The organism is Streptomyces lunaelactis (assembly GCF_003054555.1).
In the GTDB taxonomy this organism is placed as follows: Bacteria; Actinomycetota; Actinomycetes; order Streptomycetales; family Streptomycetaceae; genus Streptomyces; species Streptomyces lunaelactis.
Genome location: NZ_CP026304.1, coordinates 4,042,860 through 4,055,692, shown reverse-complemented (window position 1 = coordinate 4,055,692; position 12,833 = coordinate 4,042,860). Strand labels below are relative to the sequence as shown.

Below are 12,833 nucleotides of genomic sequence, written 5' to 3'. Positions count from 1 at the left end.
GAACGAAGGCGTCGTCCGGACTGACTAGGCTCACGGGCGTCATGGGGGCCGGAGACATCAGGGTGGGGGACACCGAGCAATGCGCGCACTGCGAATACTGCTGATCATCGCCGTGATCCTGGGCGGCATCTTCGTCGCCGCGGACCGGATCGCGGTCAACATGGCCGAGTCCGAGGCGGCCGACAAGATCAAGAGCAGCCAGGGGCTGACGTCGACCCCGGAGATCTCCATCAAGGGCTTCCCCTTCCTCACCCAGGTCGTGGGCAAGGAACTGGACGAGGTCGACGTCAGTCTCGCCGGCATCACCGCCACCGCGGGCGACCGCTCGGTCAATGTCACCGAGGTCAAGGCCGAGCTGCGCAAGGTACGGATCGACAGCAGCTTCTCCTCCGCCGTGGCGGACCAGGCCGACGGCTCGGCCCGGATCTCCTACGCCGACCTGACGAAGGCCGCGCCGCAGGGCGCGACCGTCAGCTATGCGGGCGCCGACCGGGCGGCGAAGGGCCAGGTCAAGGTCACAGGCCCGCTCACCGATCTGCTCGAGGGTGCGGGCATCGATGTCCCCGGGGCCCTGAAGGGCATGCTCGACGGCCGCACGATCACCACGTACAGCACGGTCGTGCTGAACGGCGGCAGCACGGTGCAGTTGCGGGCCGAGGCGATGCCGAAGCTGCCGGTGCCGGGCTTCGACGAGAAGCTGCGCAAGGCCGTCGACTACGACCTGAAGATCGCCGGGATGCCGTCGAGCATCAAGCTCGACAAGGTCGATGCGACGGAGAGCGGACTGGGGTTCTCGGGCAAGGGCACGGACGTGTCCCTGGCGGGCTGACTGCCCGTTCCGGCGCTCGAGGACAAGAGCTGACAGCCTGTCCGGCGCTTGAGGACAAGAAGCGGGTAGGGGCGGGCGGGGCAGGAACCCGCCGTACGCCCGCCCCGCCCGATCGCATGGTGAGACGCCGCTGTCCGCTGGGTAGAAGGCGGGCCCGCGCACATCCGCCGCGGAGGCCGCCGGGAGGCGCCCGGGCGGCCCTGGTGTCCCGCATGGTGGACGATCGCGTCTCAGCATCCGACACGCCGGTGACACGACGGCCGACTCGTCCCTACGATCGGTGGCATGAAGCGACAGGCGGATCTCACGAAGCGGCGGGCAGTAGACCTGTGCCGCGTCGCCGCCATGCTCTGTCGCACCTTCTGAGCGGGAGCCCGACTCCCGTATCCCCCAGGCCCTTCGACGATTGTCAGGGCCGCCCCCCGTGCCGGATGCCGCGTGTTCCGCGTACCCGCACACCCCTCTTCGCACCAACCGCCGCACACTGCCCCGGAGGAGAAAGCGCATGAGCCGCAGCGACGTCCTGGTAGACGCCGACTGGGTCGAGGCCCACATCGACGACCCGAAGGTCGTCATCGTCGAGGTCGACGAGGACACCTCCGCCTACGAGAAGAACCACATCAAGAACGCCGTCCGCATCGACTGGAAGCAGGACCTCCAGGACCCGGTGCGCCGCGACTTCGTCGACCAGGCCGGCTTCGAGAAGCTGCTGTCCGCCAAGGGCATCGCCAACGACGACCTGGTCGTCCTCTACGGCGGCAACAACAACTGGTTCGCCTCGTACGCCTACTGGTACTTCAAGCTCTACGGCCACGAGAACGTGAAGCTGCTCGACGGCGGCCGCAAGAAGTGGGAGCTCGACTCCCGCGACCTGGTCGACGCCGTGCCGACGCGCGCCGCGACCGAGTACAAGGCCAAGGCCCAGAACACCGCGATCCGCGCCTACCGTGACGACGCGGTCGCCGCGATCGGCAACCAGAACCTGGTCGACGTGCGTTCGCCCGACGAGTTCAGCGGCAAGCTGCTCGCCCCGGCGCACCTCCCGCAGGAGCAGTCGCAGCGTCCGGGCCACATCCCGACCGCGCGCAACATCCCGTGGTCGAAGAACGCCAACGACGACGGCACCTTCAAGTCGGACGACGAGCTCAAGGAGCTCTACGCCGACGAGCAGGTCGACCTGGCGAAGGACACCATCGCCTACTGCCGCATCGGTGAGCGTTCCGCGCTGACGTGGTTCGTCCTGCACGAGCTGCTCGGCATCGAGAACGTCAAGAACTACGACGGCTCGTGGACCGAGTACGGCTCCCTCGTCGGCGTGCCGATCGAGCTCGGCGCCAACAAGTAACCCCTCCCGAACAAGTAACCCCTCCCACCTCCCGCTCACGAAGGACAGCCCCTATGTGTGGAGCAAAGGCCGGCGGCCCCGACGCTTCGACGATCAAGCCCGGCGAGACGACCATCCAGGGCAGCGTGACGCGTGACGGCGAGCCCGTCACCGGTTACGTGCGCCTCCTGGACTCGACCGGAGAGTTCACCGCCGAGGTCCCCACCTCGGCGACCGGACAGTTCCGCTTCTACGCGGCCGAGGGCACGTGGACCGTTCGTGCGCTCGTCCCGGGCGGCACGGCGGACCGTACGGTCGTCGCGCAGACCGGCGGCCTCGCCGAGGTCGCGATCGCGGTCTGAGTTCTCTCGTACTGGCCGAAGGGCCGCACCCCAGGGGGTTGGACGCTTCCTGAGCGGGGTGCGGCCCTTCGGTCGTGCCATGCCCCGTGCCGGACCCGGCCGTACGCTGGAAACATGTACGCGCGACGCCGGCGTCGATACTTCGTGCTGATGGGCGGATGCGTCCTTCTCTTCGTGTCCGCCTGGGCCTTCGTGCGTCTGTGGTCGATACCCGTCGCCGTCGGTATGTGCGTTGTCGCCATGGTCATCCCGCCGCTGGCCGCGATGGTCGGCAACGCGCGCGGTCCTGACGACCGCTGGTGGGACGACCCGTCCGGGGACCCGAAGTCCGACGAGTGGTGGGACGAGCTGGACGGCAAGAAGCGCCGTCAGCCATAAAGTTGTACTCAGTGGCTGTTCTCAGTAGACGAGGGCCTGGACGCCCTCAGGCATGATCTCGCTGACGAAGACCTGCGCGCCCGCGATCCGTACGCCGTCCAGCACATCCTTCTCCGTGATGTCCCGACGGGCCGCGCACTGCGTGCAGAGCGTGATCTGCCCGGCCGCCTGGATCGACTCGATCAGATCGGGCAGCGGCGCGGCATGCGGGAGTTCGAACTCGGCCGCGCGCCCCGGCAGCGCGAACCACGCGGACTCGCCGGTCAGCCAGAGCGAGACCTCCACGCCACTGGCCACGGCGACGGCCGCCACCGTGAAGGCCTGCGAGCAGCGCTCGGGGGCGTCGGCGCCGGCGGTCACCTTGATCACGAGCTTCTTCGACATGCCCGAACTGTAATCCCGGACCGCACAACCCCGTCCGCCCGTCGGTGGTCTGTGGTGTGCACAGGTAACGGACTCTGTGCTTCATGTCCCGTGGGGGGACCCTTTGGAAAAGCCAGAAAACCGTCCTGAGCTGCCGAAATCGCCGCGCCCGCCGCGCAGACGGGGCCGTACGACCTTGCTGATCGCCGGGGCGGCGGTGCTCGGCGTGGTCGCGGGAGTGGTCACGGGATACGCCGTCCAGTACGACCGTGAGCCGACCCCGCTGCCGCCGCTGTCGCAGCCGGAACTGAGTGACTCGAAGACCGTTCCGGCGGGCGCGAGCACCACCGCGCAGTCGGTCAATGTGAACCGTCAGGTCAAGACGGACGGCGATCTGCGCAAGCTGCTGGTGAGAAAGCCGAAGGGCGCCACGGCGGACAAGTCGCAGGCCGCGGACTGGATGAGCCTCATTGAGTACGCGGGCGACTTCAAAAAGCCGGACCGTATGTTCGAGGACATGCTGAGAGACGATCCCCGCCGGATCGCGACGACCTCCTGGGGGCAGCGCGGCGAGGTCTTCGTCACCGTCAATCTGATCCAGTTCCGCGACGACGACCGGCTCTCCGCCCCCGAGTGGGGTCTGGGCCAGCAGGCCTACATGTCCCATGACGACTACGCCGGAAACAACGGCAAGCCGATCCCCGGCAGCGGCAACGGAAGGGTCTATGTCTACGACGAACCGTTGCGCAAGGCCGGATACGAGCCGGTCTACCAGGCACGGGTCATAGCCCGGCGCGGTGATGTCGTCATGGAGATCTGGTACATGAACAACACCCGCAAGGTCTCCGAGAAGGCCGTCATGTCCCTCGCCAAGCAGCAGCTGGAGCGCCTGTGACCGAGCAGCCGGCCACCCTTGAGATTCCGGAGTCCCCGGAATCCGCTCCGGAGATCCTCGCCACCCCCAAGGAGCCCCGCCGCATCGACCGCAGGCTGGTCGTCGGGGTGTCGGTCGTACTCGCGCTCGCGGTCGTCGCGGGCGGCGGCTTCTGGGCGCTGGACCGGCTCGGCGATGCCGACCGCACCGCGCCCACCGTCGTGTGGGCGGAACCGGCGGGCGGGGCGGCGGACGACGGCAAGGCCGCGCAGCCCAAGGGGCTCGCCGCCAGTCTGCTGCCGGTGCCGTACGGCTATGAACTGGGCCCGGACATCGACGTCTACGGGAACGACACCGTCCTCAGCAAGAGGCAGGCTGTCGCCGTGTTCAAGGAGGGCTCGCGCGGCCTGCCCTCCGCTCAGCGCAATCAGCGCAACAAGGCGGTCGACAAGCTGAAGCTGCAGGGCGTCGCGATGCGCAGCTACCGCTCCTTCGACGGCGGGTTCGCGATCGAAGTCCAGCTCGCGCAGATCGAGAACGCCGGGAAGGGCCGCGAGCTGGCCCAGTTCCAGAGCGCGTTCGCTGACGCTCTCGGCATCTTCCGGAAAGGCCCCGCGATCCAGGGCTACAAGAACGCCAAGTGCTTCCTGATGCCCAAGGACTCCAAGGCGAAGCTCGACGCCATGTTCTGCAGTGCCTACCAGGGCGATGTGCTCATGAACGCGACCGCCTACGGGGTCAAGCCGCTCGACACCATCGGCGCTGCGGCGATTCTCTCCAAGCAGCTCGACCATCTGAAGTCCCCCGGGGAGTACGTGTGACCGGCCAGAAGTCCGAGATGCCACCGCTTCCTGAGTTCCCGCCGTCGGCCGATGGCCTGCCCGAGATACCGGCGATGCCCGAGCGTGCGCCCGATGCGGTGGCAGCGCCCCAGGCCGAGGCCGAGGCAACGCCCGAACCCGAAGCTGCGCCCGCGCCCAGGCCCGAGCGCCGCAAACTGCGCGCCGTACTCCGCTGGACTGCGGCCGTGCTCGTGTTCGGCTCGCTGGGTACGGGTGTCGCGTACGGCATCACCGACCAGACACGCACCGACGTTCCTGGCCTCAGCACCAGGGACGACGGCCGCTGGGTCTACCCGACCCTGACGATGCCGGTACTGCCGGCAGGTGCCAGGCTGCCGTTCGACAAGGACAATCCCGGCGGGATCCACTACGCGAGCCCGAGCGCGCTGCTGCTTCCCGCGCCGGCCGGTTCGAAGGTCCTCCCCGAGCTCAAGGGCGCCAGGAACAAGGTGTCGGCCGACCGTTTCCTCGCGGAGTACGCCGAGGAGGACCGGGCCGACATGAAGCAGGACCTCACCGACGATGGCCTGCTCGACATCGCGGCCCGCGGCTGGACCATGCCGGACTCCACCTCGACCCGGATCTACCTGGTCCGGTTCCGGTCGGCCGGGTTCGCGAACGTGTTCTTCGGCAACCACCTCGGAGGCGACCTGGAGGCCAGCCCTCCGGTCAACGGGGTGGAGGAGAGCGCGCCGCTGGACGAGTCGTATCCGGGCCATGTCACTGTTCCTTCGACGGAAGGCACTGTGTACGACGAGGCGGCACCCCGCGGCCCCGTCCACGTCCGGCACGCGTACATCACGGCGGGCGACACGATCGCGCTGATCATTCAGTCGAAGAAGGGCAAGGCTCCGGCCGTCCCCTTCCACCAGGCCGTGGTCCTCCAGAACCAGCTGCTCGGCTGACCTCGCAGAGAGGGCCGGGCCCCAACCCATTAGGCTGGGGCCCGGCCCTTTACCGCCCACCGCTCATCCGAGGAGCACCCCGTGCTTGTGGCATTCTTCGAAGCCCTGCTGGTTCTGGTCTGCGTCGGCGTCGCCGCCTTCGCCGGACTGACCGTGAAGAAGCTGTACCAGGGTCAGCGCTAGTCACACCCGTATCTCTACAGATCGACAGAGCTGCTCATGATCGAGATTCCGTCCGACCTGAACCCGGGCCTCGTCCCCCTCGCCTTCCTCCTCGGCACCTGGGAAGGCGCGGGCGTTTCCGACTTCCCCGGTGCCGAGAAGTGCAATTTCGGCCAGGAGGTCACCTTCAGCCACGACGGGCGGGACTTCGTCGAGTACGTCTCGCACACCTGGGTGCTCGACGCCGAGGGCAAGAAGGTCCGCCCGCTGGAGTCCGAGTCCGGCTACTGGCGTATCGACGCCGATCGCAAGGTCGAGATCGTCATGGCCCGTGACCAGGGTGTCGTGGAGATCTGGTACGGCGAGCTCGCCGACCAGAAGCCCCAGATCGACCTGGTGACGGACGCGGTGGCGCGCACCGGGGTCTCGGGTGCGTACAGCGGTGGCAAGCGGCTCTACGGCTATGTGAAGGGCGACCTGATGTGGGTGGGCGAGAAGTCCACCCCGGAGATTCCGCTGCGGCCGTACATGTCGGCGCATCTGAAGAAGGTCGTCTCCCCGGAGCAGGTCGAGTCCTGGGCCAAGGACCTCGGTGACCTTCCCGACGACGGAATCGCCTTCTTCCGGTAGCCCGACGCCGGTTCACCGTCGTGGGGCTCCTGGGCGGAGCCCCGCTCCTGGGCGGAGCCCCGGCAAGGGCGCCCGGTTCGGGCCACCGTTCCGCAGCCCCGCCTACACTGGACCCCGTGGTGAGCACCGACTGGAAAAGCGATCTGCGGCAGCGCGGCTACCGGCTGACTCCGCAGCGCCAGCTTGTCCTCGAGGCCGTCGACACCCTCGAGCACGCGACCCCCGACGACATCCTCAGTGAGGTCCGCAAAACCGCGTCCGGCGTGAACATCTCCACGGTCTACCGGACCCTCGAGCTGCTCGAGGAGCTCGATCTGGTCTCGCACGCCCACCTCGGCCACGGCGCCCCGACGTACCACCTCGCCGACCGCCACCACCACATCCACCTGGTGTGCCGGGACTGTACGAACGTGATCGAGGCGGATGTCTCCGTCGCCGCCGAGTTCACCGCGAAGCTGCGCGAGAGCTTCGGTTTCCAGACGGACATGAAGCACTTCGCGATCTTCGGCCGCTGCAGCACCTGCACGGCTGAATCTGCTGATGCTTCAACTATCGAGTCGTAGGCTTATCTGCATGAAGAGCCCCCTGCTGTTCCTGCCCGGTGCCGTCGCCGCCGAAGGACACGACGAAGGTGTCGCCGCGCACTACGGCGATCTGTTCCGCGAGCAGCGCGCCCTCGCGGACGGCACCGGCTTTGTCGACCTCTCGCACCGCGGCGTCGTCACCGTCACCGGCGACGACCGGCTGAGCTGGCTGCATCTGCTGCTCACCCAGCATGTGAGCGAGCTCCCGGCGGGCCAGGCGACCGAGGCGCTGATCCTCTCCGCGCACGGTCACATCGAGCACGCGCTGTATCTCGTCGACGACGGCGAGAGCGTCTGGGCGCATGTCGAGCCGGGCACGCAGGAGGCGCTGATCGGCTATCTGGAGTCGATGAAGTTCTTCTACCGGGTGGAAGTCGCCGACCGCACTGAGGAGTTCGCGGTCGTGCACCTGCCCGCCGGCTCCATCGCCGAGCCGCCCAAGGGCGTTGTCGTACGGGAGACCCCGCACGGCCGCGATCTGTTCCTGCCGCGCGCCGGCCTCGAGTCGTTCGCCGCCGAGCACGGCCCGGCCGCCGGGATCCTGGCGTACGAGGCACTGCGCGTCGAGACCCACCGCCCCCGCGTCGGCTTCGAGACCGACCACCGCACCATCCCGCACGAGCTGGGCTGGATCGGCAGCGCGGTCCACCTCCAGAAGGGCTGCTACCGCGGCCAGGAGACCGTCGCCCGCGTCCACAACCTGGGGAAGCCGCCGCGCCGGCTGGTCTTCCTGCACCTGGACGGCAGCGAGGTGCACCTTCCGGGGCACGGCACCCCGGTGCGGCTCGCGTCGGACGGTGAGGAGGGCCGCCAGCTCGGCTTCATCACCACATCCGCCCGCCACCACGAGCTCGGCCCGATCGCGCTCGCGCTGGTGAAGCGCAATGTGCCGGTGGACGCGGAGCTGCTGGCGGGCGACACGGCGGCCGCGCAGGAGCCGGTGGTCGAGCAGTAGCCGTACGGCAAGACCGGCCTAGCCGTACGGCAAGGCCGGCTGGGGGGCGGCCTAAACCTCGACGATCACCGTGAACGGGCCGTGGTTCGTGAGCGAGACCCGCATGTCCGCCCCGAACCGGCCCGTCTGCACCGTCGCCCCCAGCGCCCGCAGCTGCGCCACCACCTCGTCGACCAGCGGCTCGGCCACCTCGCCGGGCGCGGCGGCGTTCCAGGTGGGGCGTCGGCCCTTGCGGGCGTCCCCGTAGAGAGTGAACTGTGAAATCACCAGCAAGGGCGCATTCACGTCCGAGCAGGACTTCTCGCCCTCCAGAATCCGGACCGACCAGAGCTTGCGGGCCAGCCGCTCCGCCTTCTCCGCGGTGTCCTCGTGGGTGACTCCCACCAGCACACACAGGCCTTCGCCGACGATCTCGCCGATCGTCTCGCCCGCCACGACGACGCTCGCGCCGTCGACTCTCTGCACCACTGCACGCATACAGACCAACCTATCTGGGGCTGAACGGGTGCAGAGCGCCTGCGTCGGGACCTCGCGGAGTGGCACCATGCACGAAGGCGGTGCAGCCGCACCGGTCGAGGGGACGGACATACGCACATGAGTACATCTGGCGCCGGGCAGCCGACCGGTCCCGTATCGCTTCCCGCACTTCCTGCGTTTCCCGCGCATCCCGCGCTCCCCGCATTTCCGGCAACTCCTGTGGCAACTCCTGTGGCGACCCGTGCCGCGCGACCGCCCCACCAGCGTTCCGGGGACGCCCTGCCGGAGGCCCCCCAGCACAACCTGCCGGCCCTGCGGCTGCCGGAGCTGCGCAATCTCCGCCGCGACTCGCACCGCGACGAGGCGGACCTCAGCTATGTGCGACGGCTGCTGCAGGGGCGGATCGACATCCTGCGGGCCGAGCTCGCCCGGCGTACGGACCCCCAGAAGCCGGTCGTCCCGGAGCCGCCGGTGGTCGACCGGCTCTCCGAGATCCTTGCCGACGCCCCCTCGCAGCACCGCTCCTCCGCCCGCCATGTGACGCTCTCCACGCCGCACAGCGAGGAGTACCGGATCCTGGCCGCCGACATGCTCGCCGAGGTCGCGCTCTCCGACCTCGACGCCCGTACGAACGATGAGCTGCTCTCGGCGATGGGGCGGCTGATCCGCTACGAGCAGCAGGTCTCGCGCCGCCGTCAGCTGCTGCAGCGCACGGCCGACGATTGCAGCGCGGAGATCGCCCGCAGGTACCGTGAAGGCGAAGCACAAGTAGACGACCTGCTCACCTGAAGCGACTCTCCGAACCGATCGTTCCGTCGATCGCTCCGTCGAACCTGCGGCGATCCTTCCGGGAGCGGGCCCCCACCCGGAAGGCCGATATGAGCACCTCCACCGCTGCCATACCCCCGGTCCTCGCCGAAGTCGTACGTTCCGGCTTTGTCGAGGGCCATCACCGGGGTTCGCTCGTCGTCCTGGCGGCGGACGGCAGTGTGGAGCTGGCGCTCGGCGACCCGGCCGCGCCGGTCTTCCCTCGCTCCAGCAACAAGCCCATGCAGGCCGCGGCCGTACTGCGCGCCGGGCTCGACCTCTCCGGGGAGCGGCTGGCACTGGCCGCCGCCAGCCACTCGGGCGAGGCCTTCCACCTCGATCTCGTACGCAAGCTGCTCGCCGAGCACGAGCTGACGGCCGATGAGCTGCAGACCCCGCCGGATCTGCCGCTGGACCCGGCCGAGGCGGAGACGTATCTCGCCGCGGGCCGTGACCGCGACAAGGTCACCATGAACTGCTCCGGCAAGCACGCGGCGATGCTCGCGGCCTGCGCGCTGAACGGCTGGGACCGCGCCGGATACCTGGACCCGGCGCACCCGCTCCAGCAGCTGGTGCACTCGGTGGTCGAGGACGCGTCCGGCGAGCGGGTCACGGCGGTGGGCACGGACGGCTGCGGGGCCCCGCTGATGGCGATCAGCCTGACCGGCCTGGCGCGCGCCTTCCGCCACTTCGTGCTCGCCGAGCCGGGCTCCGCGGAACGCCGGGTCGCCGACGCGATGCGCGCCCACCCCGAGTACGTCGCGGGCACGCGCCGCCCCGACACCTGGCTGATGCGCGAGGTGCCCGGCACGCTCTCCAAGATGGGCGCGGAGGCGGTCCAGGCGGTGGCGCTGGCGGACGGCCGCGCGCTGGCCTTCAAGGTGCACGACGGCTCGGCGCGGGCGCTGGGCCCGGTGCTGGCCCGGTCGCTCGAACTGCTGGGCGTGGACTCGCCGGTGGTGGGCCGGATCGGGCACGCGCCGCTGCTGGGCGGCAGCGCGGAGGTCGGCGAAATTCGGGCGACATTCTGAACGACGCGTGGCTAGCGTGGTGAGTATGAGCCTCGAAACCCGCAGGGTCACCGAATCCGAGTTCCGCGACTGGCTGCGGGCGCTGGCCACCGGGTTTCTGCGGCCGCCGGTGGTCTCGGAGGCGGAGGCCGCCGACCGCCTGGCGCATACGGACCTCGCGCGGGTGCGCGGCGCCTTCGACGACGGCCGCTGTGTGGCGACGTACCGCTCCTTCGCCCAGCAGCTCACCGCGGTGGGCGGCGCCGCGCTCCCGGCGAGCGCCGTCTCGAACGTCACCGTCTCGCCCACGCACCGCCGCCGGGGCCTGCTCAGCCGCATGATGACCGCGGACCTGGCGGAGGCGAAGGAGCGCGGGGACATCGTGTCCACGCTGATCGCCGCCGAGTACCCGATCTACGGGCGGTACGGCTACGGCCCGGCCGCCTCGATCACCGAGTGGGCGATCGACGTCCCGCGCTCCGGCCTCGACCCGCGCTGGTCGGGCCCGGAGGACGGCGGCCGCATCGATCTGGTGGACGGCACGGACGTACGCAAGACCGGCCCGGAACTGCATGCGCGCCTCGCGGCCGTGCAGCCGGGCGTGGTGACCCGCGACGAGCTCTGGTGGCGGGCCGCCACCGGCCAGGAGCAACTGCCGGGCCAATCCTGGACGGAGCCGTTCTACGCGGTCCACCGCTCGGCGACCGGAGAGGCGGACGGCCTGATCGTCTACGCGTCGGACGACGAGTGGGGCGACGCCAAGCAGCCGCTGAACACGGCGTCGGTGCGCGACATGATCGCGCTGACGCCCGCGGCGGAGCGCGCGCTGTGGCACTACGTCTGCTCGGTGGACTGGATCACCACGGTCAAGTCGGGCTACCGGGCCCCGGACGACCTGCTCCCACTGCTGCTGCCGGACCCGCGCGCGGCGAGGATCCTGACGCAGGCGGACTTCTTGTGGGTGCGGATCCTGGATGTCGTACGGGCGCTGGAGGGGCGTACGTACCCGACGTCGGCGTCCCTGGTGGTCGAGGTCCACGACGGTCTGGGCCTGGCGGGCGGCCGCTTCCGGCTGGACGCTTCGCCGGACGGAGCGGTCTGCGCGCCGTCGTCGCAGGCGCCGGACCTGACGCTGGATGTACGGGAGTTGGGCTCGCTCTACCTGGGCGACGAGTCGGCGGTCCGGCTGACGGCACTGGGCCGGGTGGAGGAGGGGACACCGGGGGCGGCGGGGGTGGCGGACGCGGTGTTCCGTACGCCGAGGCGGCCGTGGTGCCCGGACATCTTCTGAGGCGGATCCCCCCGTCGGCCAAGTTGGCACCAACTTCATTGGAGTTGTCCACGCTTGGCGGACTACTCAGACAATCGGTGGACAACTATCAGTGGGTGGCGTCGAGTTGTAGCGTTCTGTTGTGACCCATGAGCGCAGTGGAGTGAACGGCACCAGAAGGCCCACGTCCGGAGAAGTGGCGGAGATTCTGAGCGAGCGCATCCGTACCGGCGTCCTGAAGGCCGGTGACCGGATGCCGACGCAGGAGAGCCTGGCCGAGCAGTTCGGGGTGGAGCGGGGCGCGATCCGGCAGGCGCTGACGCACCTCGAGGAAGCCGGCCTGCTCGAGGGCAGGACCAGGGGAGCTCCGGCCCGCATCGCCGAACTCTCGTCCGGCGCGGGCCCGGCAGCCGAAGAGCCCCAGCAGACGATTGCCGGCCTGGGGCCTCGCATCATGGAGGCGTTCGAGGCGCCCCACGTCCGCATCGACGCGATCTGTCTGACCGCGGAGACACTCAACCTCGCGCTCGCCGAGCCGCTGCAGTTGATCCGCGCCGGCCGGGTCACCCCCGCCACGGTGAAGGTCCGGCTTCTGCTGCCGGCCCGCGACCTGGACCTGGCCTTCCCTCGCCCCGCCGAGAGTTCCGGCGACGAGAGGCGGGTGCACGAACACTGGCTGTCGCTGCGCAACACCCAAGGCGCCGTCCTGCGGCACAGCCTCCGGGCGCTTCGCAGCACGCGCAGCATCGACGTCGAGGTGACCTTGAAGGCGCTGCCCTTCACCCCGCCCGTGAAGCTCTATCTGCTGAACGGCTCGGAGGCGCTGTTCGCGTTCTACACCGTCAAGCGGCGCGAGGAGCAGATCGATGACACGTCGGTCGAGATCTACGACGCGCTCGGCAGCGATTCGATGCTCTTCCCCTTCGGCCGCGGCGGGGAGAAGCGGGACGAGGCTTTTGTGACACAGGCGCAGGCGTGGTTTGACGGCATGTGGGGGACGATCGCCACAGAAATCAACCTTGCACCCTGATCAGCCACCAGCGCCGTAACAGGAGTACGAG

At 69.4% G+C, this 12,833-nt stretch carries 17 protein-coding genes; 15 read left to right on the top strand and 2 right to left on the bottom strand.

Features of this window, described 5'->3' with window-relative positions; genetic code table 11:
• Positions 1 to 79 precede the first annotated feature (79 nt).
• The 5 genes from SLUN_RS18455 (at position 80) to SLUN_RS18440 (ending at position 2,893) form a co-directional block, all read left to right on the top strand.
• Complete coding sequence (locus SLUN_RS18455) at positions 80 to 829, top strand: LmeA family phospholipid-binding protein (RefSeq protein WP_170146586.1); 750 nt, start codon at positions 80 to 82, stop codon at positions 827 to 829.
• Between the two features lie 285 nt (positions 830 to 1,114).
• Positions 1,115 to 1,195, top strand: a complete 81-nt coding sequence (locus SLUN_RS42375; RefSeq protein WP_350310325.1) for a putative leader peptide — start codon at positions 1,115 to 1,117, stop codon at positions 1,193 to 1,195.
• Between the two features lie 139 nt (positions 1,196 to 1,334).
• Positions 1,335 to 2,174 carry a sulfurtransferase gene (locus SLUN_RS18450; RefSeq protein WP_108149591.1) on the top strand — a complete coding sequence of 280 codons (840 nt, stop codon included), beginning with the start codon at positions 1,335 to 1,337 and terminating at the stop codon, positions 2,172 to 2,174.
• Between the two features lie 53 nt (positions 2,175 to 2,227).
• Positions 2,228 to 2,515, top strand: coding sequence for a DUF1416 domain-containing protein (locus SLUN_RS18445; protein ID WP_018101653.1), 288 nt, complete (start codon positions 2,228 to 2,230; stop codon positions 2,513 to 2,515).
• A gap of 114 nt (positions 2,516 to 2,629) precedes the next feature.
• Entirely contained in the window at positions 2,630 to 2,893 is a 264-nt protein-coding gene (locus tag SLUN_RS18440; RefSeq protein ID WP_108149589.1) for a DUF3099 domain-containing protein, read from the top strand.
• A 21-nt stretch (positions 2,894 to 2,914) separates the two neighbouring features.
• Here SLUN_RS18440 and SLUN_RS18435 read toward each other — a convergent pair whose 3' ends face one another.
• Positions 2,915 to 3,277 carry a DsrE family protein gene (locus SLUN_RS18435; RefSeq protein ID WP_108149587.1) on the bottom strand — a complete coding sequence of 121 codons (363 nt, stop codon included), beginning with the start codon at positions 3,275 to 3,277 and terminating at the stop codon, positions 2,915 to 2,917.
• Positions 3,278 to 3,452: 175 nt separating this feature from the next.
• On the opposite strand from SLUN_RS18435, the gene SLUN_RS18430 reads away from it, so the two are divergent.
• The 6 genes from SLUN_RS18430 (at position 3,453) to ygfZ (ending at position 8,208) form a co-directional block, all read left to right on the top strand.
• On the top strand, positions 3,453 to 4,151 hold the full coding sequence (locus SLUN_RS18430; protein WP_108149585.1) for a hypothetical protein: 699 nt from the start codon (positions 3,453 to 3,455) through the stop codon (positions 4,149 to 4,151).
• Positions 4,148 to 4,951, top strand: coding sequence for a hypothetical protein (locus tag SLUN_RS18425; RefSeq protein WP_108149583.1), 804 nt, complete (start codon positions 4,148 to 4,150; stop codon positions 4,949 to 4,951). The genes SLUN_RS18430 and SLUN_RS18425 overlap by 4 nt, the downstream gene beginning before the upstream one ends.
• Complete coding sequence (locus tag SLUN_RS18420; protein WP_257153756.1) at positions 4,948 to 5,877, top strand: hypothetical protein; 930 nt, start codon at positions 4,948 to 4,950, stop codon at positions 5,875 to 5,877. The genes SLUN_RS18425 and SLUN_RS18420 overlap by 4 nt, the downstream gene beginning before the upstream one ends.
• A 219-nt stretch (positions 5,878 to 6,096) precedes the next feature.
• Entirely contained in the window at positions 6,097 to 6,669 is a 573-nt protein-coding gene (locus SLUN_RS18410) for a heme-binding beta-barrel domain-containing protein (RefSeq protein ID WP_108149579.1), read from the top strand.
• 116 nt (positions 6,670 to 6,785) lie between these two features.
• The gene (locus SLUN_RS18405; protein ID WP_108149577.1) at positions 6,786 to 7,232 is read left to right on the top strand and encodes a Fur family transcriptional regulator; all 447 of its coding nucleotides are present in this window, start codon (positions 6,786 to 6,788) and stop codon (positions 7,230 to 7,232) included.
• 10 nt (positions 7,233 to 7,242) lie between these two features.
• Positions 7,243 to 8,208 carry a CAF17-like 4Fe-4S cluster assembly/insertion protein YgfZ gene (gene ygfZ / locus SLUN_RS18400; RefSeq protein ID WP_108149575.1) on the top strand — a complete coding sequence of 322 codons (966 nt, stop codon included), beginning with the start codon at positions 7,243 to 7,245 and terminating at the stop codon, positions 8,206 to 8,208.
• 51 nt (positions 8,209 to 8,259) lie between these two features.
• On the opposite strand, the gene dtd is transcribed toward ygfZ, so the two are convergent.
• Entirely contained in the window at positions 8,260 to 8,685 is a 426-nt protein-coding gene (gene dtd, locus SLUN_RS18395; protein WP_108149573.1) for a D-aminoacyl-tRNA deacylase, read from the bottom strand.
• Between the two features lie 117 nt (positions 8,686 to 8,802).
• On the opposite strand from dtd, the gene SLUN_RS18390 reads away from it, so the two are divergent.
• The 4 genes from SLUN_RS18390 (at position 8,803) to SLUN_RS18375 (ending at position 12,802) form a co-directional block, all read left to right on the top strand.
• Complete coding sequence (locus SLUN_RS18390) at positions 8,803 to 9,474, top strand: RsiG family protein (protein ID WP_108149571.1); 672 nt, start codon at positions 8,803 to 8,805, stop codon at positions 9,472 to 9,474.
• 89 nt (positions 9,475 to 9,563) lie between these two features.
• Complete coding sequence (locus SLUN_RS18385) at positions 9,564 to 10,523, top strand: asparaginase (RefSeq protein WP_108149569.1); 960 nt, start codon at positions 9,564 to 9,566, stop codon at positions 10,521 to 10,523.
• A gap of 25 nt (positions 10,524 to 10,548) precedes the next feature.
• Complete coding sequence (locus SLUN_RS18380) at positions 10,549 to 11,793, top strand: GNAT family N-acetyltransferase (RefSeq protein ID WP_108149567.1); 1,245 nt, start codon at positions 10,549 to 10,551, stop codon at positions 11,791 to 11,793.
• Between the two features lie 175 nt (positions 11,794 to 11,968).
• On the top strand, positions 11,969 to 12,802 hold the full coding sequence (locus SLUN_RS18375; protein ID WP_257153755.1) for a GntR family transcriptional regulator: 834 nt from the start codon (positions 11,969 to 11,971) through the stop codon (positions 12,800 to 12,802).
• The last annotated feature ends 31 nt before the right edge of the window (positions 12,803 to 12,833 follow it).

Excerpts from the sequence above, each read along its gene's own strand:
- SLUN_RS18385 (WP_108149569.1), top strand. The coding sequence starts at position 9,564 with ATGAGCACCTCCACCGCTGCCATACCCCCGGTCCTCGCCGAAGTCGTA.
- SLUN_RS18445 (WP_018101653.1), top strand. The coding sequence starts at position 2,228 with ATGTGTGGAGCAAAGGCCGGCGGCCCCGACGCTTCGACGATCAAGCCC.
- SLUN_RS42375 (WP_350310325.1), top strand. The coding sequence starts at position 1,115 with ATGAAGCGACAGGCGGATCTCACGAAGCGGCGGGCAGTAGACCTGTGC.
- SLUN_RS18380 (WP_108149567.1), top strand. The coding sequence starts at position 10,549 with ATGAGCCTCGAAACCCGCAGGGTCACCGAATCCGAGTTCCGCGACTGG.
- dtd (WP_108149573.1), bottom strand. The coding sequence starts at position 8,685 with ATGCGTGCAGTGGTGCAGAGAGTCGACGGCGCGAGCGTCGTCGTGGCG.
- SLUN_RS18435 (WP_108149587.1), bottom strand. The coding sequence starts at position 3,277 with ATGTCGAAGAAGCTCGTGATCAAGGTGACCGCCGGCGCCGACGCCCCC.
- SLUN_RS18390 (WP_108149571.1), top strand. The coding sequence starts at position 8,803 with ATGAGTACATCTGGCGCCGGGCAGCCGACCGGTCCCGTATCGCTTCCC.
- SLUN_RS18410 (WP_108149579.1), top strand. The coding sequence starts at position 6,097 with ATGATCGAGATTCCGTCCGACCTGAACCCGGGCCTCGTCCCCCTCGCC.
- SLUN_RS18455 (WP_170146586.1), top strand. The coding sequence starts at position 80 with ATGCGCGCACTGCGAATACTGCTGATCATCGCCGTGATCCTGGGCGGC.
- SLUN_RS18440 (WP_108149589.1), top strand. The coding sequence starts at position 2,630 with ATGTACGCGCGACGCCGGCGTCGATACTTCGTGCTGATGGGCGGATGC.
- ygfZ (WP_108149575.1), top strand. The coding sequence starts at position 7,243 with ATGAAGAGCCCCCTGCTGTTCCTGCCCGGTGCCGTCGCCGCCGAAGGA.
- SLUN_RS18450 (WP_108149591.1), top strand. The coding sequence starts at position 1,335 with ATGAGCCGCAGCGACGTCCTGGTAGACGCCGACTGGGTCGAGGCCCAC.